This window comes from Arthrobacter sp. K4-10C (assembly GCF_059090085.1).
This window is the reverse complement of the sequence record NZ_JBNHFI010000018.1, coordinates 1-24,166: the sequence shown is the minus strand read 5'-3', so window position 1 is coordinate 24,166 and position 24,166 is coordinate 1. Positions and strand designations below refer to the sequence as shown.

The window sequence follows — 24,166 nt, the reverse complement described above, 5'->3', positions numbered from 1 at the left end:
AGCGCCAGGTCCCGGTCCGACAACTTCCGGATATACCGCAACAGCTGCGTCTCCGACCGGTACGTATTGAACACCGGATGCTGCAGGTAGGACGAAGTGCGCACCACCGCGGAGTCGAGCGAAAAGCCGCCGGTGGAGCCCACAGCACCTCCGCCGAAAACGGACGCAACGTCCGCCACGGTCGCCGGCGTCGTGGTCTCATCCACGGAGACGCCCACCATGTCGGCGTCGATGAAGCGCAGGTTCATGCCCTTGGCCTCCGCGGCTGCGACAATCTCCGCAGCCTTCCCGGGGACGCGGACCGTGACGGTGTCGAAGAAGGAGCCATGCAGCACATCAGCCCCGGCAGCCTTCAGGGAAGCCGCGAGCGTGCGGGCGTGTCGGTGTGCAGTCTGGGCAATTGCCTTCAGGCCTTCGGGGCCGTGGTAGACGGCGTACATCGAGGCAACAATGGCGAGCAATGCCTGCGCCGTGCAGATGTTGGACGTGGCCTTCTCGCGGCGGATGTGCTGCTCGCGGGTCTGCAGCGCCAGGCGGTATGCGGGCACACCGGCGTCGTCCTTGGACACGCCCACCAGCCGGCCGGGCATGGAACGCTCGAGCCCCTTCTGGACGGCCATGTAGGCGGCGTGCGGGCCGCCGTAGAACAGCGGGACGCCGAAACGCTGCGCGGAACCGACGGCGATATCGGCGCCCTGCTCCCCCGGCGGGGTGATCAGTGTCAGGGCCAGCAGGTCGGCGGCCACCGTCACCAGCGCGCCGCGCTCCTTGGCTTGCGCGATCACGGCTGAGTGGTCGAACACCCGCCCCGAAACACCGGGCTGCTGGAGGACGATACCGTTAATGGCGCCCTCCGGCAGGGCTGCCGAAAGGTCCGCGATTTCCACCTCGAAGCCCAGCGCCTCCGCACGGCCCTGCACGATGGCGATGGTCTGCGGGAGGCAATCGGCGTCGATGACCGTCTTGCCGTCCTTCGCGTCTTTTCTTTTGTTGGCCCGCCGCATGAGCAATACGGCCTCGGCCACGGCGGTGGCCTCGTCCAGCAGCGAGGCGTTGGCGATGGGAAGGCCAACGAGGTCCTGGACCATGGTCTGGAAGTTCAGGAGGGCCTCCAGCCGGCCCTGGGAAATTTCCGGCTGGTACGGGGTGTAGGCGGTGTACCAGGCCGGGGACTCAAGGATGTTGCGGCGGATCACCGGCGGCGTCACCGTGTCGTAGTACCCCTGGCCAATCATCTGGACAGCAGTCCTGTTCTTCGCCGCAAGCTTGCGCAACTCGGCGAGCGCTTCCACCTCGCTCAGCGCCGGTGACAGCGTCAGCGGCGCATCCTGCCGGATGTCCTTGGGCACGGCCCGGTCAACCAGGGCATCCACGCTGTCGTAGCCGATGGCCTTGAGCATGGCGCTGACATCATCCTGGCGGCGGGCACCGATATGGCGGTCAACAAAGGTGGTGGCGGCCGGGGTGGCGGAGGCCGGGGTAACGGTCACGAGGAACTCCATGATTCAGGCGGCGCAGGGTACGCCACAGCGATTCGGGTTCCTCCCCGCTCTGTATTGGACCTGAGAGTTTCCGCGTTGCCAGCTTTCGCATGGCCCCGCTTGCACCGTCGGTGAACACAACAGTCCGGGATCCCGTACGACGGGTTGTCCCGGGCGGACTGCCTGCTGCTTTCCAGAGGTGCCTCGCCGCGGCGGTACATGGGCCTGTGAGATTCCTGGGGAGGGTTTGCTCCTACGGCGCCTGCTGTACTTTCGGCAGAACTCTCCCGCCGCAGATCAAGGGCTATTCATTTGGATTGATGCGAGGGCCGGTGACAGCTCTCACAGCATTCAATTGTCCTACGCCGCAGCCGCTGGGGCAAATACCCTGCTATCTCCGCAAGCGTTCCAGGGCGGCCAGCAAATCCTCCACGTCCGCCGCCGCACCTCCTTCAGGCACGGGTCCCACGGACAACATGGCATTGAAGTAAAGTCCGTCCCCCATGTAAAGCACGGCCTTGGCTAACGCTGGGCCTACATCAGCCGCGATCTCGTCAAGCCACCGCTGCTGGATGGCGGCGAAGCGCCGGCGGGTCTCCTCGTGCGCCACCTCGGCGAGGCGGGTGGCTGCGACCACAGCCCGGTCCAGCGGGGTGTCGGCCCAGACGGAAGACCGGATGAAGTAGGCTGCCGCCCCTTCCGCCGCGGCAGCCATAGCGTCTGCGTCAGCTCCCGCGAGCGCGTCCAGGCGGTCCAGGAGGACCTGGATCAGGGCCTCCTTATTGGGAAAGTGGTAGAGAAGTCCGCCTTTGGACACGCCCGCCTTCGCCGCCACGGCATCAAGGGTTGCCGCACGCTCCCCCACCTCGATCAAAAGGGTTTCAAAGGCATCAAGGACCGCTTCGCGGGCTACGGGCTTTCGGGGCATGCGTCTAATCATGCCTTCCCAGGCCGGGGGTCCCTCAACTCGGCCCACTTGCATAACTGTACCGTCTGGACGGTATAGTTAACACATGACAACTTCCGCTGCCACCAGGACTTCGACGGTTCCGTCCGGCAGCCCGGCCTTCCGGGCGCCCTGGCGCGACTGGCTTGCCCTTGGCCTGCTGATGTTCCCGGTCCTGCTGGTTGCCGTGGACAACACCGCATTGACCTTCGCCCTCCCCGCAATCGCCCATGCCCTGGAACCCACGGGCGTCCAGCTCCTATGGATTGTGGACGCGTACCCCCTGGTCCTTGCCGGCCTGTTGGTGTCAATGGGCAGCCTAGGCGACCGCATAGGCCGGCGGAAGCTGCTGATCATCGGCAGCGTCGGCTTTGCCGCGCTGTCCGCGGCCACCGCCTTCGCTCCCAGCCCCGGATGGCTGATTGCAGGCCGGGCATCCCTCGGCTTCTTTGGCGCCATGCTGATGCCCTCCACACTGTCGCTGATCCGCAACATCTTTCCGCAGCCCAACCGCCGCCGGCTGGCTGTCGCCATCTGGGCGGCCGGATTTTCCGGCGGCGCAGCCCTGGGCCCCATCTTTGGCGGCTGGCTGGTGGAACAGTTTTGGTGGGGCGCGGTCTTCCTTGTGGCCGTACCGCTCATGCTGCCCCTCCTTGTCTTCGGGCCGGCGTTCATACCGGAATCAAAGGACCCCGCGCCAGGCAGGGTGGACATCCCCAGCGTCCTGCTATCGCTGCTGGTGATGGTTCCCCTGGTGTACGGCATCAAGGAACTGGCCACGGAAGGCGCGGGCCCGGCAGCCTTGGCGGGCTTGGGCTTCGGCCTGGCAATGGGCGCGGTTTTTGTCCGGCGGCAGCTGAGGCTGGCCAATCCATTGCTGGACATGTCCCTGTTCCGGAACAGGGTGTTCAGCATGGCTATTACAGCCAATATCCTTGCCCTGTTTTCCTTCAACGGCTTCATCCTCTTCCTGGCACAGCACCTGCAGCTTCTGGAGGGCATGTCCCCGTCGGCTGCGGGCATCGCGATGATTCCGGCGCTCGTGGCCACGGTGGTGGCGGGGCTGGCCGTGGTGCCGCTCGTCCGGCGGGTGCGGCCGGGGTTCGTGGTGGGCGCGGGCCTGGCCTTCAGTGCGGCGGGATACAGCCTGGTCACCTTCGGGAACCACGACGGCGGTCCCTCGCTGCTGCTGGCCGCCCTGCTGGTCCTCGCCCTGGGCGTAGGCACCGCCGAGACCATTTCGAACGACCTCATCCTCGGTACTGCCCCGCCGGAGAAGTCCGGTGCGGCCGCCGCCATCTCCGAGACCGGCTACGAGGTTGGCGCACTCCTGGGAACGGCGGTGTTGGGATCCATCCTGACGGCTTCCTACCAGCAGAACCTCGAACTGCCGGCCGCCCTGGCGGAGTCCGCGCCGGCCGGCGCCATCCACAACGCCAGTGAAACCCTTGCCGGCGCCATGGACGTGGCCGCCGCGTTGCCGGCACCCCTTGCGGATGCAGTCCGGCACGCCGCGGCGGCCGCCTTCGATTCCGGCGTCCACGTCACCGCGGCGATCGGGCTGGTACTGATGGCGACGGCGGCAGTGCTCGCCGCCGTCGTGCTGCGGAAAGTGCCCAAGGCCGCTTAGGGCGGCAGCGGTACCCGGGGGGCAAAAAGCGCCCGGCGCAAGGAGATTGACCTCCGACGCCGGGCGCCTGCTGTATGGGGGGTGTTGCCCGCCGCCGGGCTACTTGGAATCCGGGGCAGTCACGCTGGCAGTGGCCTTCATGGTTTCAGCGTTCACCATCCATGCGAACTGCTCCAGCTTGAGAATGAACTCGTGCAGCAGGTCGGCCGTGGCGGGATCTTCCTCATCCACCTCGTCATGGACCTTCCGCATGGTGCCAACGGCAGCTTCGAGGGCAGCGACGATGCGCTCGATGGCATCCTTGGTGCTGATCAGGCCCTCGGGAAACTGCGCAAGGCTGGTGGATTCCGCCACGGTGGAACTGCGCCCGTCCGGCAATGCATGCAGGGCACGCATGCGCTCGGCCGTGTCGTCGGCGAACTGCCGCGCGGCGTCAACGATCTCGTCTAGCTGGAGGTGGAGGTCGCGGAAATTGGTGCCCACGATGTTCCAGTGCGCCTGCTTGCCCTGGATGTGCAGCTCGATCAGGTCGGCCAGCACAGCCTGCAGGTTGTTGGTCAGTGTCGGTGAAGCTTTCATAAGTCCTCCTCGATTGGTCCAGTAAGGTGACGCTATCAGTCCCGCACCGAAGCCCTGCACGGAGCCGGCAGTAATTTCTCAGTGAGCTTACTATTTGCTTTCGGCAGACATAAACGAATGTGATTCATATTTCCCCTTGCGCTCCGCGTCCGGTGCCCCCATACTAAATGAACGCCATTCATATAGTGACCGTAGTCATAAAGTCTTCCAGAAAGTGGTGCCATGACAGAGATACTCCGCACCAGCACGTCCCCAACAGGCTCCGGCCATCAACCCTCAGGCAACGGCGGAATCACCGCAAAGGGACTGAAAGGCGGGCAGCTGGGGCTCCTCGCCGTTGTCGTCCTTGGCATTTCCACCATCGCCCCCGCCTATACCCTCACCAGCGCACTGGGCCCTACCGTCAATGAAGTCGGACTACAGCTGCCTGTCATCTTCCTGATCGGTTTCATCCCCATGATCCTGGTCTCGCTCGCCTACCGGGAGCTCAACGCCGACTCCCCGGACAGCGGCACCACGTTCACTTGGGTTACCAAGGCCTTCGGGCCCTGGGTGGGCTGGATGGGCGGCTGGGGACTGCTCGCCGCCAACATCATCGTCCTGTCCAACCTCGCCGGCGTGGCCGTAGACTTCTTCTACCTTTTCCTGTCCCAGCTCACAGGCTCCCCGGAGCTTGCGGACCTGGCCGACAACAAGGCCCTCAACGTCCTCACGTGCTTCGTGTTCGTGGCCCTGGCCGTCTGGGTCAGCTACCGCGGCCTGCACGCAACCAAGCTGGTGCAGTACGGCCTGGTGGGGTTCCAGCTGCTGGTCCTTGGCCTGTTCGTGGCCATGGCTTTCGTTAACTGGTCCGCGTCCGAAACTGCCATCCCGTTCAGCTGGGAGTGGTTCGACGTCACCAAAGTCGAAACCTTCAGCCAAGTGGCCGCCGGGATCTCGCTGTCCATCTTCGTGTACTGGGGATGGGACGTCTGCCTGACCCTCAATGAGGAAACGGCCAACGGCAAGAAAACAGCAGGGGTGGCCGGCACCCTGACTGCCGTCATCGTCCTGGCCATCTACCTGCTGGTCAGCATCGCCACCATGATGTTCGCCGGCCTGGGCGACACCGGAAACGGGCTGAACAACGAGGAGAACCACGAAAACATCTTCACGGCCCTTGCTTCGCCCATCATGGGTCCGCTCGCCATCCTGATGTCCCTTGCCGTGCTGTCGAGCTCCGCCGCATCCCTGCAGTCGACGTTCATGGCGCCGGCGCGCGGACTGCTGGCCATGGGGCACTACGGCGCCCTGCCGGAGCGGTTCGGCAAAGTCAGTAAGAAGTTCGCGACGCCGGGCTTCGCCACCGTCATTGCGGGCCTCGTTTCTGCGGGGTTCTACGCCGTCATGCACGTGGTCAGCGAAAACGTCCTGAACGACACCATCGTCTCGCTGGGCCTGATGATCTGCTTCTACTACGGCCTGACCGCCCTGGCCTGTGCCTGGTACTTCCGGCACAGCGTCTTCAGCAGCACCCGCAACTTCGTTCTGCGGCTGCTGTGCCCGGTCTTGGGTGGAGTGGGCCTCTTCGTGGTGTTCTTCCAGACCGCGGTGGACAGCCTGGCGCCGGAGTTCGGCAGCGGCTCGGAAGTCTTCGGCGTGGGCCTGGTCTTCGTGCTGGGCGTCGGGATCCTGGCCCTGGGGGCGGTGTTCATGCTGGTCATGGCGAAAATCCGCCCGGGCTTCTTCCGCGGCGAAACCCTCAAGCGGGACACGCCTGCACTGGTGGTCCCCGAGTAGGACCGAGTAGCGCCGCAAGTAAAAGGTGCCGTACCCCTGGATTGCAGGGGTACGGCACCTTTGTTTACCCGGTTTCAGCGCAGGCCCGTCGTCACTTGCCGTACATCACCAGAAGTGAGCCACGTCCAACACCAGCCGGGAACCGGAGCCCGGCCCGTCCAGAGTGAACACCCGGAACGGAAGTCGTGCTCGGACACCCACACCAATGGTGGATTGGCCCTCGAAGCTCCCTGCCCAGGCCACCTGGCGGAAGGTCTGGTAGCCGGAAACGTTGGAGAGTTCCGCCTGATTGGCAGGGTTGTACGTGGACTGGCCGTTATTGTCATAGGCGGGAGCCCTGACGATGACCCGCAACCGGGCACCGCCCCGGAGGGGAACGATCTTTCCGGAGCCATCCTGTGCGACCGCGGGCACGTACTGCACATCGTAATCCGCGGCGGGACCGCTGAGGTCCACCACCATCCGGTCGAAGCAGTAGTGCTGCCCGGTCCGGACGTTGGTGAGGGTTGCGGTGCTCGGGGTGCCGCCGGCTTTCGCCGTCGATCCCCAGACCAGCCCGCAATACGAGGTGGTTGCCGAGGCAGGCCCCGGAACCAGGATTCCCAGCCCGACGGCCATGAGGATAGCCACGAGCCAGATGGAGAGTTTTTTCATTGTTGAGCCACCCAAGGAAGGAGCGATTGGATAGCTCAAGATTAGGAGCGTCGCGGCTGCGAAACGAGGCTTGTGTCCGCTTCGGCGCGCAACCGTTAGTGTGCGGCTGCCAGCATTAAGGGGCCATAAAACCGGCGCCGTTTCCGGGCCTTTCTTGACCCTTTCGGTGCCGTTTCTGCATCCGCCCGTTACCGCTGATAACGACGCCGGCGGCCGGCGTATGCGCCCCGCCCGCATTGGGGCCCTGCGGGTGCCCAGATGCTGCGGAAGGGGGTCAGCCTTCGCATTCGATGCAGTACTTCATCCCGTTCTTTTCGCGCGCCACCTGCGACCGGTGGCGGACCAGGAAGCAGGACGAGCAGGTGAACTCGTCCTGCTGCTCGGGAACAACAATGACAGTCAGTTCCTCATTGGAAAGGTCGGCGCCGGGCAGGTCGATACCCTCAGCGGTGTCGTTCTCATCGAGGTCAATGACCGCAGTCTGCGCATTGCCGCCGCGTGAGGCCTGGAGTGCCTCGAGCGAGTCAGCCGGAGATTCTTCTTCCTGCTTGCGTGGAGCATCGTAATCGGTAGCCATAGCGTGTTCACTTTCGTTGCTGCGCAGCGCCCTTTCCGGCACCTCAGTGAAGCAGTTTAGGGCATGATTCCGTCACCCGCGCAATAGCGTGCTCAACAGGACAATGTTGCCGCTTCGGCAACGGATTCCGCGTGGCCGGCGCGTGCATAGTCCGCCCCCACAGCCACCCCGCTCAGCGCGGGGAGCCAACCCCAGCGGGTGGCATCGGCCATGGCATCGGCGGCCGCGTCCTGCGACTCGTACGCGAACATATCGGCAAGCCAGGTTTTGAACCGGGGAAGAATGTCAGCTGTCATTCCTGAAACGTAGGCGGCGAATGTTGTGGGCCCGTTTCCAGCCGGTCTCGCCACGGTTAATCAGTATCGGGGCGTGATCGGGGTTCGGCTAGGACGGCACAGTCAGGTCTGACGCCGTATCTGCCTGCGAGCGCTGCCGGCGGCTCAGCAGGATGAACGGCGCAGCCAGCAACTGCACCGCGCCGCTGACGGCCAACGACGCCGGATAGCCGTACAGGTCTGCGCTCCGGCCGAGCAGAGGCTGAATCACCACGCCGCCGCTTGAGCCCATCAGGGAGTCGAAGCTGAGGACGGTGGCCCGCTGTTTGGACACGATCATGTCGTTCAGGTACGCCTGGCGTACCGGCGTGCCTGCTGCACCCACCACTGCCCACAGGGCCAAGAGCACCAGGGCCAGCCAGAACGCCGTGGTGAACAGCAGCACCACCAGGATCAGTGAACTGACCAGGTTGCCGGCAATAAGCACGGTGGTACGTTTGCGGACCAGTTTCCGGACCCGGGGTGCCATCCACCCGCCCAGGATGTCAGCACCCGCCACGATGGCAGCCGCCAGACCTGCCACGGCGTAGGCCCGGGGGTCGCCGAAAAGCTGGAGCAGGTAAGGCTGCAGTGCATAGAAGACGTAGAAGCCCACTCCCTCGGTGAACGGCGCGGCCAGCATGATGTACCGCACGGGCGGATGCTTGAGGCCGCCGTCGATCGAGGCCTTGAGGACCTGCCGGGTTGCCCGCAGGGGGTGCGGCGATCTCTCCGGCGTGAAGCCCACATCGTGCATGAGCAGGAAGGCGACGGCGAACATGGCCACCAGCACGCCCACGCGGATCAGGAACGGCAGCCCGAGGTCCGTCGCCTGTGCAATCACGCCGCCAGCTACGGAACCCGCAAGCATGGCAACACCGGAGACCATCTGGCCGCGTCCGAGCACGGCTTCCAGCCCGCCGTCGTAGCCGGAAAAGTGGAGTGCATCCACCAGCCAGGCTTCTACGGCACCGGAAAAGAAAGTGAACCCTAGGCCCAGCAGCACGGACACGGCGGCCCACCACAAGAACGGGGCCGACCATTGCCACAGCAGGTAGTACAGGAACGTGGACGAGGCCAGGGTAATGGTGCCGAGCAGGAAGGAGATGCGGCGTCCCCAGCCGTCCGCCACCACACCGGTAGGCACTTCGAACAGCACCATTCCCGCCGTGAAAAAGGCGTTGGCAGCAAAGGCTTCAAGGTTGCTCAGCCCGGCGTCGAGCAGGAAAAGCGTGTTGATACCCCAGATGAAGGAGGTCGCAAGTGTGTTGCCCAGCGTCAGCGTCAGGTAGACGCGCTGGATTTTCCGAGCGGCCGCGTTCATCAGGCAGGCTCAGGACGGACTGAATCCGGCAGGTACGGGATCGTGCCGCAGGTAGCGGCGGGTGAACCGGCCGGTTCCGGCGGTCAGCGCCCGGAGTTCGACGGCGTAGCGCAGTAATTCCTGATCCGGCACCTCCGCGCTGATTTCAGTGAGCCCGTCCCCTGTGGAGGTGGTGCCGGTAAGCCTCCCCCGGCGGCCGGACAGGTCGCTCATGACGGAGCCAACGTGTTCGTCCGCTACGGTGATGCCCACGGAGGATACCGGCTCCAGGAGCTGGATTTTCCCTGCCGCGGCCGCCTCCCGTAGGGCCAGGGCACCGGCAGCCTGGAACGCGGCGTCGGACGAATCTACGCTGTGGGCCTTGCCGCCCACCAGCGTCACGCGCACGTCCACCACCGGGAACCCTGCCGATACGCCCTTCTCCATCTGCGCCCGGACGCCTTTCTCCACGGATGGAATGAAGGTTCCGGGAATTACCCCGCCAACCGTCTTGTCCAGGAACTCGAAGCCACCCCCGCGGTCCAACGGTTCCACTTCGATGTCGCAGACGGCGTACTGGCCGTGCCCGCCGGACTGCTTGACGTGGCGGCCGTGCCCGGCCGACGGTGCTGCGAACGTTTCCCGGAGCGGGGTTACGACGCCGACCGTATGCAGCTTTACGCCCTGCTCGCGAAGCCTGTCCAGCACCACCTCTGCGTGCGCCTCGCCCATGCACCACAGGACCAGCTGGTGCGTCTCGGAGTTGCGTTCCACCCGCAGGGTGGGGTCGCCGGCTGCAATCTTGCCGAGGCTCCGCGCCAGGGCGTCCTCGTCGCTCCGGGAGTCCGGTTCCACCGCCACCGGGAGCAGCGGCTCCGGCATCTCCCAGGTGCCGAGCATCAGCGGCTTGTCCCGGGAGGAAATGGTGTCTCCCGTTTCGGCGCTTCCCAGCTTGGCCAGCGCGCACATATCGCCTGCCACGCTGTATGGCACTGGCCGCAGGGTTGCGCCGAGCGGGGAGTAGATATGGGTGACGCGCTCGTCCGTGTCGTGGTCCTGGTGGCCGCGGTCCGCCAGCCCGTGCCCGCCAACGTGCACCGGCGAGTCTTCACGCAATGTTCCCGAGAACACCCTGACCAGGCAGATCCGGCCCAGGAACGGGTCATTGGATGTCCGGACCACCTCTGCGGCCAGCGGTCCGGAGGGATCGCAGGTCAGCGTCCCCTCCGGCTGGCCGGCCAGGCCGGTCACCGCGGGAAGGCCGCGCTCCGTTGGGGGCGGGAACGCGCGGACCAGCACTTCCAGCAGTTCGGCCGTACCCAGCCCGGTCAGCGCCGAGGCCGGAAGGACCGGAAAGAAGGAGCCCCGGGCGACGGCGGTTTCCAGGTCATCGATCAAAACTCCGGTGTCGATGTCCTCGCCGCCCAGGTAGCGGTCCATCAGGGTCTCGTCCTCGCTCTCGGCGATGATCCCCTCAATCAGCTCGCCCCGTGCCGCCTCCACATCCGCCAGTTCACCGGCGTCGGCGTCGCGGGTGCCGGGAGTGTCGCCGGCCGAATAATCCGTGACCGTTCCGGACAGGAGCCCGAGGAGCCCGGTGACGTCCCCGCCCGTCCGGACCGGGACGTAGAGCGGCAGGACGCCATCCCCGAACACCTTGCGGCACTCGGCGAGGGCGCCGTCGTAGTCTGCGCGCGGGTGGTCTGTCCGGGTGATCACGACGGCGCGTGGCAGCCTGGCGTGCTCGCACTCACCCCACAGGGCGCTGGTGGTGGCGTCGATTCCGTCTACGGCGGATACGACAAAAAGGGCGGCATCCGCTGCGCGCAGCCCGGCCCGCATCTCGCCAATGAAGTCCGGGTAGCCAGGGGTGTCCAGGAGGTTGACCTTGATGTCGTCCACCAGCAGGGGCACCAGGGAGAGCGTGACGGAGCGCTGCTGGTGGACCGCGGCAGGATCAGAGTCGCTGACCGTTGTTCCGTCAGCGATGGACCCTTTCCGGGTGATCACGCCGTTGGCCGCGAGCAGGGCTTCGATGAGCATGGTTTTGCCTGCACCCGAATGGCCGACGAGTGCGATGTTGCGGATTTTGGCCGGTTCGTCAGCCGCAATTGCGGCAGAACCGTCCGCGCGGCGTGATTCCGGGCCGGCCCGGCCGCCGGATGTCCTCGCTGAGTCCTTCGTGCCTTTCACCGACATGGGATCCTCCTGGCGTCTTTGCCCTGCAACCCGTCCTAACGTGTCCTCTGATTCGACACCCTGGGACGCGTTACGGCAAGAGCGCCCGCGGTCCGGGACACGCGTTGTGCCTTGTCACGGGTGTGGATGCGTGCCGAGGCTATTCCCTTGCCTTGCGGGTGGCGGCGTCGTTGGCCTTCTGCAGGGCCTTGACCAGTTCGTCCTTGTCCATCTTCGAGCGGCCCTTGACATCCATCCTCCGGGCGAGTTTGAGCAGGTGCTCCTTGGAAGCGTTCGCGTCCACTCCCCCGGCGGTGGGTTCAGAGGATTTGATGCCTTCCTCCGCGCGCTTGTCCGACGGGCCCTTCTTGTCCTTGGGTTCCCAGTGGTCACCCACCTTCTCATAGCTGTGCTTCAGGGATGCGTAGGCTGCACGGGCGGCGCGGCCCTCATCGTTGTCGTAGGACTCAAGGGCGGAGTCGTAGGTTTTGGCGAACGTGTCCTGGGCTTTTTGCTCCGAACGCTGCAGCGTTGAAGGAAGCTCATCCTTGCGCGCATGGTCGTTCTTGCCGGTCTTGGGCATGGCACCCATCCTCCTTTTATCAGCAGGCTGATCATTTGAAGATGGCACCAGCTTATGCCCGGGAGGGCCCGCGCGGCGGGGCTGACCGAAGGAAGTGCTGGCGATGTAACCGGGGTTCGTGGAGCCCCCTGTCGGATTCGAACCGACGACCCCCGCTTTACAAGAGCGGTGCTCTGGCCAACTGAGCTAAGGAGGCGTGCCCTCGCGGGCGGGCGCCCTGACGGCGCTAGATAAGGTTAGCCCAAACTCCCGCCAGTGGTAAAAACGCCTGCGGGGCAGCCGGCCGCAAAGAACGGCACAAAGGAAAGGGCCCGTCCCCGGAACTGAACAGTTACAGGTTCGGGGGACGGGCCCTTTGGCAGAATCCTGCCGGACCTAGGCTTTGGCGTCGATTGCGGCCTGGATGTCAGCATTCAGGTCTGTGGTGCCGTCCCACTGCTTGCCGTCGATGAAGACGGTGGGCGTTCCGGTGATGCCGGTGTTGGACGCCAGCTGCGTGGAGTACTTCACGTAGGGGCGGAAGGTCTTGTCGTCGACGCAGCTGTTGATGTCTGCACCGATGTCGCTGGCCAGGGACTTGAGCTTGTCGTCGGAGAGGCCTGCCCCACCTTCTGCAGGCTGGTTGGTGAACAGGACGTCGACGTATTCGGCGTACTTGTCCGGTGCCTTATCCGCCACACAGGCCGCGGCGTTTGCTGCCCGGGAGGAGTAGTTGGTGCTGGACTGCCGGTCAAGGAAGCCGAGCGGGCGGTATTCCAGAGAAATCTTGCCTTCATTGCGGAGGCCGGTCAGGGCATCGTTGTAAGTGTCCTCGAACCGCTTGCAGACGGGGCAGATGAAGTCGACGTAGGCAACGACTTTCACCGGCTGGCCCGCTTCTGCCTCCGCCCCCGGGGCAACCACCGGGCTGGGCAGGGTGTCGGGCTTGGCCGGGACGTTGGCTATGTCCACCGTGGCGGCATCCGTTGCCTTTACTTCCGTGTTGGCCAGCAGCGTCACACCGCCGTTGACGTTAGCGTTGGCCGGCACCGGACCCTGGTCCGCGATTGGCGTGTTCTGCCGGATGCTGGTGGTAACCACCAGGGCCACCACCGCAAGGATGGCCACGACGGCCGCCACAATGCCCCAGCCGATCAGCAGCTTGTTGCGCTTGTCCTTCTTGAGCTGGGCTTCCCGGATGAGGCGCGCTTTCTCGCGCGCCTCCGCGGTCCGCTCAGCCTTGGACTTGCGTACTTCGTTTGCAGGGCTCATGTGTTCCTTGGGTCGGTCGACGTAGGGGGACCACTTCGTGGCACTCTCCTATTTTAGGGGAGAAACCTGAGAGCTTGCCTCTTCAAGTATTTCTCCGGCTTGACCAACGGACGAATAGCACCGATGATTCCGTCCCGTTAGGGTGGGCTAAGAGGCACAAGCAACCCCAGGGGGCCGCAATGCAAACACCCGTCCAGGAAAAGCCCGCCGACACTGCTGCCGGCGGCGCCGCCGGCAGCAGCAACGGCGAGCACACAAAGTACGACTTCATGGTGGTCTCCAACAGGCTGCCCGTAGACCGGTGCGCTCCCGGCGAAAGCGGGGACGACGGCTCGGGCTGGCGCCGCTCGCCGGGCGGCCTGGTAACCGCCTTGGCGCCAATGATGACAAAGACCGACGGCGCCTGGGTTGGCTGGCACGGAGCACCGGACGAAACGGTGGAGCCTTTCAGCCACGGCGGCATGGACCTGGTGCCCGTACAGCTCAGCACCGATGATGTGGAGTTGTACTACGAGGGTTTCTCCAACGCCACCCTTTGGCCGCTCTACCATGACGTCATCGCCCCGCCGGAATTCCACCGCACGTGGTGGGATACCTACCGGAAGGTCAACCAGAGGTTCGCCGACGCAGTCGCCCGCTACGCAGACCGGAACGCCACGGTGTGGGTGCAGGACTACCAGCTGCAGCTGGTGCCGCGGATGCTGCGCCAAGCCCGGCCAGACCTGCGGATCGGCTTCTTCAACCACATCCCGTTCCCGCCGCCGGAGATTTTTGCGCAGCTGCCCTGGCGGCACGCCATCATTGACGGCCTTCTCGGCGCCGACCTGGTGGGCTTCCAGCGGGTGAGCGACGCAGGCAACTTCATGCGCTCGGCACGGCGGTTCCTGGGTGCCAGCGTCAAGCAGCAACAGGTGCATGTCAAAGGCCAGGACGGCGAAATCACCCACATCGCCCGCGCGCAGGCATTTCCCATCTCCATCGACGTCCAGCAGATCAGCGGGCTTGCCGCCAATCCGGACATCATCGAGCGGGCGCGGCAGATCCGCCAGGACCTGGGAAACCCCAAGACCATCCTGCTCGGCGTGGACCGGCTGGACTACACCAAGGGCATCCGGCACCGGCTGAAGGCGTTCGAGGAGCTTCTGGCCGATGGCAAGCTGAAGGTGGGCGACGCGACGTTGATCCAGGTCGCTTCCCCAAGCCGCGAGCGGGTGGAACAGTACCGCCTGCTGCGCGAGGAGGTGGAGGGCACGGTAGGGCACATCAACGGCACCTACGACACCATCGAGAATACCGCCGTGCGCTATCTGCACCACAGCTACCCCGTGGAGGAAATGGTGGCCCTGTACCTGGCCGCCGATGTCATGCTGGTCACCGCCCTGCGGGACGGCATGAACCTCGTGGCCAAGGAATACGTCACCGCCCGCACCAATAACGACGGCGCCCTGGTCCTCAGCGAGTTTGCCGGCGCCGCGGACCAGCTCAAGCAGGCCCTGCTCATGAACCCGCACGATATCGACGGGCTCAAGAGCGCCATCATGCGCGCAGTGGAGATGCCGCCCCGCGACGCTGCCCGGCGGATGAGGGCCATGCGGAAGCAGATCCTCGAACACGACGTGGACGCCTGGTCCGCCGACTTCCTCCGGGCACTGAACGAGAAGGTGGTCCGGGATGACTCCTGAAAGCCGCACCGGAAGTCCCCTGGCGCTGTCACCTGAGCTCCGGCGGGCCGTCAGGCGCGTTGCCGGCACCGGGCATCTGCTCGTCGCCATGGACTTTGACGGGACCATGGCCCCCATTGTCGCCCACGCGGACGACGCCCGCCCCCTGCCGCGCGCGGCCGCCGCCTTCGCGGGGCTCGCCGCACTGCCGCGGACGACGACGGCCCTCATCTCGGGCCGCGCCCTCGCCAGCCTGCGTGCGGTAGCATCCCCGCCGGTGGACACGCTGCTCATCGGCAGCCACGGCGCGGAGGCCTGGCTGGGACCCGGATCCGCCGGGCTGACGCTCGATGAGGAGCAGAAGGTGCGGCTGGCCGAAGTACGTGCCATCCTTGCGGAGATCGTGGCCGAGGCCCCCGGCACCATGCTGGAGGACAAGCCCGCAGGCGTGGTGCTGCACACGCGCCAGGCGGCGGACGACGTCGCCGCCGACGCCGTGGCTGCCGCGCGCTCCCTGCTGCAGGAGCGCAAGGGAGTCTTCCTCAAGGACGGCAAGCGCGTCCTTGAGACATCCGTCGTCAACGCCTCGAAAGGCGAAGGCGTCACGTTCCTGCGGCAGGTCACAGGAGCCACGGCAGTGCTGTTTGCCGGTGATGACACCACCGACGAAGACGCCCTGGCACGGCTGGAGCCCGGCGATGTGGGCGTGAAGGTAGGCCTTGACTTCACCCAGGCGCAGTACCGCGTGGAGGCGCCGGTCCATGTTGCAGAGCTGCTCGAGGCGCTGCTGCAGGAGCGGAGCATCGCCGTGGCGGAAGAGGATCCGCAGGCCGCTTCGGGCTAAGAGTGCCCAAGCCCACTTGTGACGTTCGTAACATTTGCGACAATAAGCGAAGCTTCTGACATACTCTTGCTTGTGATGTGGCGCACAGACACCGTGCGGCGTCACTCGGTGCACGCCGGCCAGGCCGGAGTGCAGCAAGAATCACAAAACTGAACAAACATGAACCATTCACAACGGATCGTCCGGCACGTACCTGCCGGTGAAGGGATTGATAACTGTGGCTACAGTTACTTTTGATAACGCTACGCGTCTGTACCCGGGCACAGAAAAGCCCGCCGTCGATAAGCTCAACATCGACATCGCCGATGGCGAATTCCTGGTCCTCGTCGGACCCTCCGGTTGCGGCAAGTCCACCTCCCTGCGCATGCTTGCAGGCCTTGAGGACGTCAACGCAGGCCGCATCCTGATCGGTGACCGCGACGTCACCGATGTCCCCCCGAAGGACCGCGACATCGCGATGGTCTTCCAGAACTACGCGCTGTACCCGCACATGACTGTGGCCGACAACATGGGCTTCGCCCTCAAGATCGCAGGCGTCTCCAAGGAGGAGCGCGCCGAGCGGGTCCGCGAAGCCGCAAAGCTTTTGGACCTCGAGCAGTACCTGGACCGTAAGCCGAAGGCACTCTCCGGCGGCCAGCGCCAGCGTGTTGCCATGGGCCGCGCCATCGTGCGTAACCCGCAGGTCTTCCTCATGGACGAGCCGCTGTCCAACCTGGACGCCAAGCTGCGTGTCCAGACCCGTACGCAGATTGCTTCCCTGACCCGCCGCCTGGGCGTCACCACTGTTTACGTGACCCACGACCAGGTCGAGGCCATGACCATGGGTGACCGCGTGGCCGTACTCAAGGACGGCCTGCTGCAGCAGGTGGACACCCCGCGCAACCTCTACGACCGCCCCAAGAACGTCTTCGTTGCCGGCTTCATCGGCTCCCCCGCCATGAACCTGCTGGAACTGCCCGTCGTCGACGGCGGCGTCCAGTTCGGCGGCACCGTCTACCCCGTGCCGCGCGACGTCCTCGAAGAGGCACACGGCTCCACGGTGACGCTCGGCAGCCGCCCCGAAGACCTCGAAACCGCTCCGCACGGCGAAGGCCTGAAGGTTGAGGTCGACGTCGTCGAGGAGCTGGGTGCCGACGCTTACGTGTATGGCCACACCACGCTGGACGGCAAGGACCACGACATCGTTGCACGCGTCGACGGCCGCCGCCCTCCGATGAAGGGTGAATCCATCTACGTCCGCCCCCAGTCGGGCCACGTGCACCTGTTCGACACCAAGACCGGTCTGCGCCTGGGCGACTGACAAGAGTCTCGACCATCAACTGACGGCGGCCCTCCTCACGGATGGGCCGCCGTCGGCCTTTAAGCGCCGGCAGACGATTTAGCCCCCACCGCCAAGTACGGAAGAATTGAACCATGACCGAGGAATACAGCGCCCAGTGGCACGACGAACCCACCGACTACGCGCAGATCGGGAAACTGCCGCGGTTCGTGGCAGCCAGTGCCGATGACGGCAAGGTTGCCTCGGTCTCCTCGCTCAACATCACTGCCGCCGCTGCAGATCCCGAGCTGCTGGACCTGCCCTGGCACATTGCCCTGGAAGATTGGCCGGCCGAATACCTGGCAGCCCTCCCCCGCGGTATCTCCCGGCACATTGTGCGGTTTGCGCACCTGGGCGGTTCGGTCATCGCCATCAAGGAAACCTCCGAGCACGTCGCGCGGCACGAATACCACATGCTCCGCAAGCTCGCCCGGCTGGACGTACCCTGCGTGGAACCCGTGGCGGTAATCACCGGCCGCACAACCCCGGAGGGGCGCCCGCTCAACCCGGTACTGGTCACCCGGCACCTCAAGTTCTCCATGCCTTACCGCGCCCTGTTCTCACAGATGCTCCGCAAGGACACCCTGACGCGCCTCATCGACGCCCAGGCGCTGCTCCTGGTGCGGCTCCACCTGATCGGGTTCTACTGGGGCGACGTCTCCCTCTCCAACACACTGTTCCGCCGCGACGCCGGCGCTTTCGCCGCCTACCTGGTGGACGCGGAAACCGGCGAGCTGTACCCGGACCTCTCCACCGGCCAGCGCGAATACGATCTTGAAATCGCGCGGGTCAACATCGCCGGCGAACTTATGGACCTGCTGGACGGCGGTCTGATCGAAGAGAAGGTGGACCCGGTGGCCACCAGCGAACTCATCATGGACAGCTACCACCGCCTCTGGGCCGAGCTGACGGAGAAGGAATCCTTCGAGCTCGGAGAGCGCTGGCGCGTGGGTGCGCGCATCCGGCGGCTCAACGAACTCGGCTTCGACGTCGAGGAATATGCCATCAAGACCACCCAGAACGGCTCCACCATCCAACTGCAGCCCAAAGTGGTGGACGCCGGGCACCACCAGCGGCGCCTGCTCCGCCTCACAGGCCTGGACGCCCAGGAGAACCAGGCACGCCGGCTCCTCAACGACATGGACTCCTTCCGGGCTGACAACAATCCGGAGATGGATGAGGAATACAGCGCCCATCTGTGGGTCAGCCAGGTCTTCGAGCCGATTGTCCGCTCCATACCGCGCGACATGTCCGGAAAGCTGGAACAGGCAGAAGTGGTCCACGAAGTCCTGGAACACCGCTGGTACATGTCGGAGAAACAGGAACGCCACATTCCCCTGGCCGAGGCCGTGCAGTCCTATATTGACTCCATCCTCCGGCACCGGCGTGACGAGGCTGCAATCATGCTGAATCCGGATACCGGCCTGCTCAAGATCCTTGAGGTCGAAACGGAGGAGTCCCGCTACGGCGGCGAGGAGTCCATCGAGGAATACCCGGACGCGGACGACTAGCGCTAGATCGCCTTGCCGGGATTGAGGATGCCCGCGGGGTCGAACAGTTCCTTGATTTTGCGCTGAAGCTCCCTAAGCGGCTCCGGCTGCTCCAGGCCAAGCCACCGCAGTTTGTACTGGCCCACGCCGTGTTCGCCAGTGATGGTGCCGCCCATGTCCAGTGCCGCCGTGATGGATTCGTCCAGCGCCCGCTGGAGCCGCTGCATAGCCCTCGCATTCACACCACTGCCGTCCCGCTCAATCCAGAAAGTGGGGTGCAGGTTGCCGTCACCGGCGTGCGCCACGACTTTGAGGTTCACAGTGTGGTGTGCGGCCATGGTTTCCAGCGCGGCGACGTAATCCACCAGACGTGAACGCGGGACGGCCACGTCCTCCCCCACCCGGTATTCGTCGTCAACCTCGGCGCCCCTGCTGTGCCGTCGGAGCTCCACCAGCCTCTCGGCCTCCGCGTTGGCTTCCGTGGTGACAGTTGCCCCGCCGGACTTCAGGACTTCCCGCACCACTTCTGCCTCGGCGGCAGCGCCGAAGCCGTCCGTCTGGACCAGGAGCAGGGAACGGCCGCGCTGCCTGAGGTCTGACCCGTGGATCTCGTCCAGCTGGGCCAGCGTACCGCCGTCGAGCAATTCCATGATGGCGGGCTGGACGCGCGCCCTGCCCACGGCCAGGACGCCCGCTGCGGCCATCCGGAAGTCGGGGTAGAAAGCTGCCACGGTATGCACCTCGTGGGGCAGGTACTTCAGGCGCACGGTGACGCCGACCACGATGCCGAGCGTCCCCTCCGATCCGACAAACAGGCTGGTCAGGTCGTAGCCGGCCACGCCCTTGAATGTCTGGTGGCCGGTGTGGAGGAGGGAACCGTCGGCCAGGACCACATCAAGGGCAAGCACAGAGTCCCTGGTGACGCCGTACTTTGCACAGCGCAGCCCACCGGCGTTGGTGGCCACGTTGCCGCCGATGGTGGAGGTGCGGAAGCTGGCGGGGTCCGGTGCGTACATCAGTCCGTGCCCGGCGGCGGCCTCGTTGAGCACGGCATTGACGACGCCGGCCTCCACCATTGCCGTCTCGTCATCCGGGTTCAGGGCAAGGATGCGGTCCATCCGCTCAAGCGACATGACAATGCAGTTCGTTGTGGCATGGGCCCCGCCTGACACCCCGGTTCCCGCTCCCCGGGCCACCACGGCCACTCCCCTGGCCGCACAGGCCCGGACCACGGCCTGCACGTCCGCAATGGATTCTGGAAAGACCACCGCGAGCGGCAATTGAAAGTCGGTGACGGGCGCTTGGTCCACGGCATACCGGCGAAGCGCGGCCTCTTTCACTTCAACCTGCCCGGGGTTCAGAATGTCCTCGAGTTCATCGCCCACGCTGCCCACCAAGCCTCCATCCGTCGTCGCACGTGTCTTCCCAGTCTAGGTGCACACTCTCCGCGCCCTTCTTAATGTTGCCCCTTGCCTCTGCAAGCGTTTCCATGTGTGACCTGCAGATACTCCGCCGCTCACCTGAGGGGCGTCCGTAAAATGGTGGAAGCGTTTCCATTTTGATGTGCCAGCGCCTAAGCTGTCACTCATGTCTGTCGAAACCGTTATTTCCGACACTTCAGTCGATGCCGGACCGCTGACGCTTGTCCATCCTGCGGACTCCGTCCCCGGCTGGTGGCGCTCCGCCGTGATCTACCAGGTGTACCCGCGCTCCTTCCGCGACTTCAACGGCGACGGCATCGGCGACCTTGCCGGAATCACGGAGGAATTGCCGCACCTGGCGGACCTCGGTGTAGACGCGGTCTGGCTGTCCCCCTTCTACCGCTCACCGCAGCGCGATGCAGGCTATGACGTCAGCGACTACTGCGATGTAGACCCGATCTTCGGAACCCTCGGCGACTTCGACGTCATGATGGCCGAGTCCCACCGGCTGGGCCTGCGGGTCATCGTGGACCTCGTTCCAAACCACTGCTCCGACCAGCACGCCGCCTTCCAAGCTGCCCTTGCCGCGCCGGCCGGCAGCCCGGAACGCGAAATGTTCATATTCCGGGACGGCACCGGCCCCGGCGGGCACGAGCCGCCCAACAACTGGCAGTCCCACTTTGGCGGACCCGCCTGGACGCGGGTGACGGGACCGGACGGCCGGCCTGACCAGTGGTACCTGCACCTCTTCGATTCCTCCCAGCCGGACTTCAACTGGGACAACCCCTCCGTGCACGCCGAGTTCGAACGCGTGCTCCGGTTCTGGCTGGACCGGGGGGTCTCCGGTTTCCGCGTGGACGTTGCCCACGCCCTGGTCAAGGCTCCCGGACTTCCCGCCTGGGGAGGACGTGCCGACGGCGCCAGCAGCAACGGGTTCCCGGGCCATGAAGCACCAATGTTCGGGCAACCGGCCCTGCACGACATCTACCGCAACTGGCGTCAGATCCTCGATGAATACGGGCCGGACCGGATCCTCTGTGCAGAAGCCAATGTCGACCCGCTGCCGCGGCTCGCCAACTGGGTGCGGCCGGACCAGATGCATCAGGCGTTCAACTTCCCCTACCTCCATGCAGGCTTGGATGTACACCGGCTGCGCACGGTGATCACAGACTCGCTGGTGGCCCTCGACGCAGTCGGCGCGCCGAGCACCTGGGTGCTGTCCAACCACGACGTCGTCCGGCATGCGAGCCGATTCGGCTACAACGGACAGGGGCCGCGCGACGGTGATGGGATCGGCCCGGCCGATCCCCAGCCTGACACGGCACTGGGGCGGCGCCGGGCAGCGGCTGCTTCGCTGTTCATGCTGGGACTGCCGGGAGCAGCGTACCTGTACCAGGGCGAGGAACTAGGTCTGCCCGATGGCATAGACATTCCCGAGCACCTACGGCAGGATCCCACCTTCGCGCGGACCGGCGGGGAACGCCTGGGCCGTGACGGCTGCAGGGTTCCGCTCCCCTGGCGGGCGGCGGACACCCATCTTGGCTTTGGTTCCGGAAACGATCCCTGGCTGCCCTTTCCCCCCTCGTTCGCAGCGCTGGCGCGGGATCTCCAGGCTGCCTCGCCGTCGTCGCACCTCGCGCTGTACCGAAACATTCTTCGGCTTCGCCGGAACCTGAACCTCGGCCGGGGGTCGCTGGCCTGGGCGGAGGACTGGTGCACGGGTTCCTCACTGGGGTACGTCAACGGCACTACGCTGGTGCTTATGAACCTCAATCACGAGCCCCTGGCCATGCCCGCCGGCCAAGTCATAATCCGCAGCCTGCCGTCGGGCTCCAGTACGGACCTCGCCTCGGGCGAGTCGGCCTGGATCCAGGTTGGACCTGGCGCCGCAGCAGATTGAGCGTGGCAGGCATCAAGGAGGTAGCGGCCAGGGCTGGGCTGTCCGTTGCCACCGTGTCCCGGGCCCTGAGCGGTAAAACCAACGTATCGCCGCGTGCCCGCCTGCTCGCCCAGGAGGCTGCGCAGGAGCTGGGCTTCGTCCCGTCCTATCACGCCTCCAGCCTTGCCTCAGGCCGAAACCACAACATCGGGCTTGTATTGCCGCACGTGCACCGGTGGTATTTCTCGTCCGTGCTGGAGGGCGTGTCTGAGGCCCTGCTGGATGCAGGCTACGACCTCACCCTGTACAACGTGGGCGAACAGCCGGAGCGACGACGCAGCGTGCTCAGCGACTTTCTGCTGCGCAAGCGCCTGGATGCCGTGATTGCAGTTGCCCTGGTGCTCAGCGAAGACGAAATCCAGCAGTTGTTGGCTGTCCATCGCCCGATCGTGGGCATCGGCGGGGCACTGCCTGGCGCCTCCACCATCAGGATCGACGACGAGCGGCTGGCGAGCGAGGCCACCGGCCATCTCATCCGGCTGGGACACACCCGGATAGCCCACCTCACCGGCGATGCGGAGCTGGACCGCGACTTCAAACTGCCGGGCATCCGCCGCATTGGTTTTGAGAAAGCAATGGAAGCTGCAGGCCTGCCCGTCCACCCGGAATGGCAGGTGCCCGCTGACTTCACCATCCAGGGAGCGTACGCCGCCGCGCGCCGCCTGCTCGGGGCCACTGCCGACCGTCCGACTGCCGTTTTCGCCGCGTCCGATGAAATGGCAGTGGGCACCATCCTTGCGGCCAGGGACTTCGGCCTGCAGGTTCCGCACGATCTCTCCGTGGTGGGCATGGACGGGCACGAGCTGGCCGAGACATTCGGGCTCACCACCGTGAGCCAGGATCCGCGGGGCCAGGGGCACCTCGCTGTGAAAATTGCCTTCGAGTTGCTGGGCGATGGCAGGGAGAAGTCCGACGGCGGCCTCGCCGCTCCTGCTACCACGGACCATGAGTACCCCACGGAGTTTGTCATTCGGACGAGCACCGCCGTGCCGCCGGCACAAACTACTGCAGGGGTGTCCTAGTTCCGCCGCCCGTGGGGTTCAAGCTGAGTTCCATCACCAACTCCTTGGCGGCCGGATCAAGCGGATAGGGTTTACGTCTTCCTGTGTCCCTGAAGCCGTGACGGAGGTAGAAACGCTGGGCCCTCAAGTTGGCCTCGTGGACGCCCAGCTCCAGCAGTCCTGCCTGCAGTTCATCCTCGGCGGCAGCGATACCTTGGCGGAGCATTGCGTCAGCCAGGCCGGTCCCACGATGGGGCGCTGCGACGAAGACGCTGAGCAGAATGGCCTGCAGGGGCCGGCTCTGGTCCTGGGGCTTTTTGAGGGCAACCCACATCAGGGCTTCGAGCCTGCTGTCCCTGGTGCCGTCGTCGGCCATGAAGGTGATGTTGCCGGGGCTCACCATATTGGCGGCCCGTGCCTGCCATTGCCCATCAGTTTGCTGTTTGGCCGTTTCAAGCGGCTCCACGTAAGCAGTTGGAGTATCTTCGAGCATGGCAAGGCGAATGTCCCGATAGATCGGCCAGTCCCCTGATTCCAGCCGCCGGATCCTCGTCATTCAGCACCCATGAAGCGGGCGTACCTGGAGAGGATCTCCGGCCACGCTTCGACATACCTGGCACGCACCCCCGCAGGATCCTCAGCGCCTTCCCACCCGTCATGGAAAACGCGGACTTCCGTGCCGCTGTCCACTGCCGTGAATACCACCAGCAGCTCCGTGGACCAGAGAGCCGTGGTGCCCGGATGCCAGGTGGCGTGGAAGGAAAACGGGGGCTGCCAGTTATCAAGCGTGCCCCAGATGGTCGTGCGTCCATCATCGGCGGTTTCGAGGATGAGGTTCTCCTCGAACTCCACGTAGGAATCGGAGCCATAGACCCCGTGCTGCTCGAGCGGCCACCACAGGTGAGTGTGATCGGTGAAGCCAGCGAAGGCGTGGGCCAGGGTCCCGGGCACCACGACGGTATTGATGACAGGTTCCAGCGGGTCCACAGCAGGGGCGATGTCGCTTTCCCAGGGGTCCTGGCCATGGCTAAAGAGGCTGCTCATGGTGGTCAACTCTACCGGGCGCTGCTCCCCCGACGCTTTCTCGCGTTGGGCGGGGGTGTGGTGTTTGGGGGTGGGTTTTTAAATGTGGGAGGCCCCAACCGTGTGGTTGGGGCCTCGACCGTGATGTGTTGTCCGGCGGTGTCCTACTCTCCCACACCCTCCCGGGTGCAGTA

21 protein-coding genes, 1 tRNA gene and 1 riboswitch are annotated in these 24,166 nt (G+C 65.2%); of the genes, 8 read left to right on the top strand and 14 right to left on the bottom strand.

The features are described 5' to 3' along the window. Both AC5RUU_RS19325 and AC5RUU_RS19320 read right to left on the bottom strand, forming a co-directional pair. Nucleotides 1-1,502: glycine dehydrogenase (locus tag AC5RUU_RS19325; RefSeq protein ID WP_493976822.1), on the bottom strand; the 1,502-nt coding region annotated here is incomplete at its 3' end. 182 nt (nt 1,503-1,684) lie between these two features. Next, nucleotides 1,685-1,781, bottom strand: a riboswitch (glycine riboswitch). A gap of 91 nt (nt 1,782-1,872) precedes the next feature. Beyond that, nucleotides 1,873-2,409 (bottom strand): TetR/AcrR family transcriptional regulator, encoded by a 537-nt coding sequence (locus AC5RUU_RS19320; protein WP_493976821.1) that lies wholly within the window; start codon nt 2,407-2,409, stop codon nt 1,873-1,875. 85 nt (nt 2,410-2,494) lie between these two features. Between AC5RUU_RS19320 and AC5RUU_RS19315 the strand changes: the two genes are divergently transcribed. Further along, a complete protein-coding gene (locus AC5RUU_RS19315; RefSeq protein ID WP_493976820.1) occupies nt 2,495-4,057 on the top strand; it encodes an MFS transporter in 1,563 nt (520 codons plus the stop codon). A gap of 99 nt (nt 4,058-4,156) precedes the next feature. Here the strand turns inward: AC5RUU_RS19315 and AC5RUU_RS19310 are convergent, their stop codons facing one another. Continuing rightward, nucleotides 4,157-4,636 (bottom strand): Dps family protein, encoded by a 480-nt coding sequence (locus AC5RUU_RS19310; RefSeq protein ID WP_493976819.1) that lies wholly within the window; start codon nt 4,634-4,636, stop codon nt 4,157-4,159. 222 nt (nt 4,637-4,858) lie between these two features. Between AC5RUU_RS19310 and AC5RUU_RS19305 the strand changes: the two genes are divergently transcribed. Beyond that, a complete protein-coding gene (locus tag AC5RUU_RS19305) occupies nt 4,859-6,415 on the top strand; it encodes an APC family permease (protein ID WP_493976818.1) in 1,557 nt (518 codons plus the stop codon). A 105-nt stretch (nt 6,416-6,520) separates the two neighbouring features. Here the strand turns inward: AC5RUU_RS19305 and AC5RUU_RS19300 are convergent, their stop codons facing one another. The 8 genes from AC5RUU_RS19300 to AC5RUU_RS19265 form a co-directional block, all read right to left on the bottom strand. Continuing rightward, entirely contained in the window at nt 6,521-7,069 is a 549-nt protein-coding gene (locus tag AC5RUU_RS19300) for an AMIN-like domain-containing (lipo)protein (RefSeq protein WP_493976817.1), read from the bottom strand. Between the two features lie 274 nt (nt 7,070-7,343). Continuing rightward, a complete protein-coding gene (locus tag AC5RUU_RS19295; protein ID WP_493976816.1) occupies nt 7,344-7,646 on the bottom strand; it encodes a DUF4193 domain-containing protein in 303 nt (100 codons plus the stop codon). A 92-nt stretch (nt 7,647-7,738) separates the two neighbouring features. Next, nucleotides 7,739-7,942: a hypothetical protein gene (locus AC5RUU_RS19290; protein WP_493976815.1), complete on the bottom strand. Its 204-nt coding sequence runs from the start codon at nt 7,940-7,942 to the stop codon at nt 7,739-7,741. An 88-nt stretch (nt 7,943-8,030) separates the two neighbouring features. Further along, nucleotides 8,031-9,284: an MFS transporter gene (locus AC5RUU_RS19285; RefSeq protein WP_493976814.1), complete on the bottom strand. Its 1,254-nt coding sequence runs from the start codon at nt 9,282-9,284 to the stop codon at nt 8,031-8,033. Between the two features lie 9 nt (nt 9,285-9,293). Then, nucleotides 9,294-11,462 carry an elongation factor G-like protein EF-G2 gene (locus AC5RUU_RS19280; protein WP_493976813.1) on the bottom strand — a complete coding sequence of 723 codons (2,169 nt, stop codon included), beginning with the start codon at nt 11,460-11,462 and terminating at the stop codon, nt 9,294-9,296. A 139-nt stretch (nt 11,463-11,601) separates the two neighbouring features. Continuing rightward, nucleotides 11,602-12,024, bottom strand: coding sequence for a ChaB family protein (locus tag AC5RUU_RS19275; RefSeq protein ID WP_493976812.1), 423 nt, complete (start codon nt 12,022-12,024; stop codon nt 11,602-11,604). A 119-nt stretch (nt 12,025-12,143) separates the two neighbouring features. Further along, nucleotides 12,144-12,220 (bottom strand) — tRNA-Thr (locus AC5RUU_RS19270). Between the two features lie 179 nt (nt 12,221-12,399). Then, on the bottom strand, nt 12,400-13,275 hold the full coding sequence (locus AC5RUU_RS19265; RefSeq protein ID WP_493976811.1) for a DsbA family protein: 876 nt from the start codon (nt 13,273-13,275) through the stop codon (nt 12,400-12,402). A gap of 179 nt (nt 13,276-13,454) precedes the next feature. Between AC5RUU_RS19265 and AC5RUU_RS19260 the strand changes: the two genes are divergently transcribed. The 4 genes from AC5RUU_RS19260 (at nt 13,455) to AC5RUU_RS19245 (ending at nt 18,609) form a co-directional block, all read left to right on the top strand. Beyond that, nucleotides 13,455-14,957, top strand: a complete 1,503-nt coding sequence (locus tag AC5RUU_RS19260; RefSeq protein ID WP_493976810.1) for an alpha,alpha-trehalose-phosphate synthase (UDP-forming) — start codon at nt 13,455-13,457, stop codon at nt 14,955-14,957. Then, complete coding sequence (gene otsB / locus AC5RUU_RS19255) at nt 14,947-15,780, top strand: trehalose-phosphatase (RefSeq protein ID WP_493976809.1); 834 nt, start codon at nt 14,947-14,949, stop codon at nt 15,778-15,780. Before AC5RUU_RS19260 ends, otsB begins: the two co-directional genes overlap by 11 nt. A gap of 217 nt (nt 15,781-15,997) precedes the next feature. Further along, nucleotides 15,998-17,080, top strand: a complete 1,083-nt coding sequence (locus AC5RUU_RS19250) for an ABC transporter ATP-binding protein (protein WP_493976808.1) — start codon at nt 15,998-16,000, stop codon at nt 17,078-17,080. 113 nt (nt 17,081-17,193) lie between these two features. Then, the gene (locus AC5RUU_RS19245) at nt 17,194-18,609 is read left to right on the top strand and encodes a DUF4032 domain-containing protein (protein ID WP_493976807.1); all 1,416 of its coding nucleotides are present in this window, start codon (nt 17,194-17,196) and stop codon (nt 18,607-18,609) included. A gap of 2 nt (nt 18,610-18,611) precedes the next feature. On the opposite strand, the gene AC5RUU_RS19240 is transcribed toward AC5RUU_RS19245, so the two are convergent. Continuing rightward, nucleotides 18,612-19,982: an FAD-binding oxidoreductase gene (locus AC5RUU_RS19240; protein ID WP_493976806.1), complete on the bottom strand. Its 1,371-nt coding sequence runs from the start codon at nt 19,980-19,982 to the stop codon at nt 18,612-18,614. A gap of 193 nt (nt 19,983-20,175) precedes the next feature. Here AC5RUU_RS19240 and AC5RUU_RS19235 point away from each other — a divergent pair, with 193 nt between their 5' ends. Continuing rightward, complete coding sequence (locus tag AC5RUU_RS19235; protein ID WP_493976805.1) at nt 20,176-21,909, top strand: glycoside hydrolase family 13 protein; 1,734 nt, start codon at nt 20,176-20,178, stop codon at nt 21,907-21,909. Between the two features lie 2 nt (nt 21,910-21,911). Then, on the top strand, nt 21,912-22,970 hold the full coding sequence (locus tag AC5RUU_RS19230; RefSeq protein ID WP_493976804.1) for a LacI family DNA-binding transcriptional regulator: 1,059 nt from the start codon (nt 21,912-21,914) through the stop codon (nt 22,968-22,970). Here AC5RUU_RS19230 and AC5RUU_RS19225 read toward each other — a convergent pair. Next, complete coding sequence (locus AC5RUU_RS19225; protein ID WP_493976803.1) at nt 22,951-23,505, bottom strand: GNAT family N-acetyltransferase; 555 nt, start codon at nt 23,503-23,505, stop codon at nt 22,951-22,953. The genes AC5RUU_RS19230 and AC5RUU_RS19225 overlap by 20 nt on opposite strands. Then, on the bottom strand, nt 23,502-23,993 hold the full coding sequence (locus AC5RUU_RS19220; protein WP_493976802.1) for an SRPBCC family protein: 492 nt from the start codon (nt 23,991-23,993) through the stop codon (nt 23,502-23,504). The genes AC5RUU_RS19225 and AC5RUU_RS19220 overlap by 4 nt, the downstream gene beginning before the upstream one ends. Between the last annotated feature and the right edge of the window lie 173 nt (nt 23,994-24,166).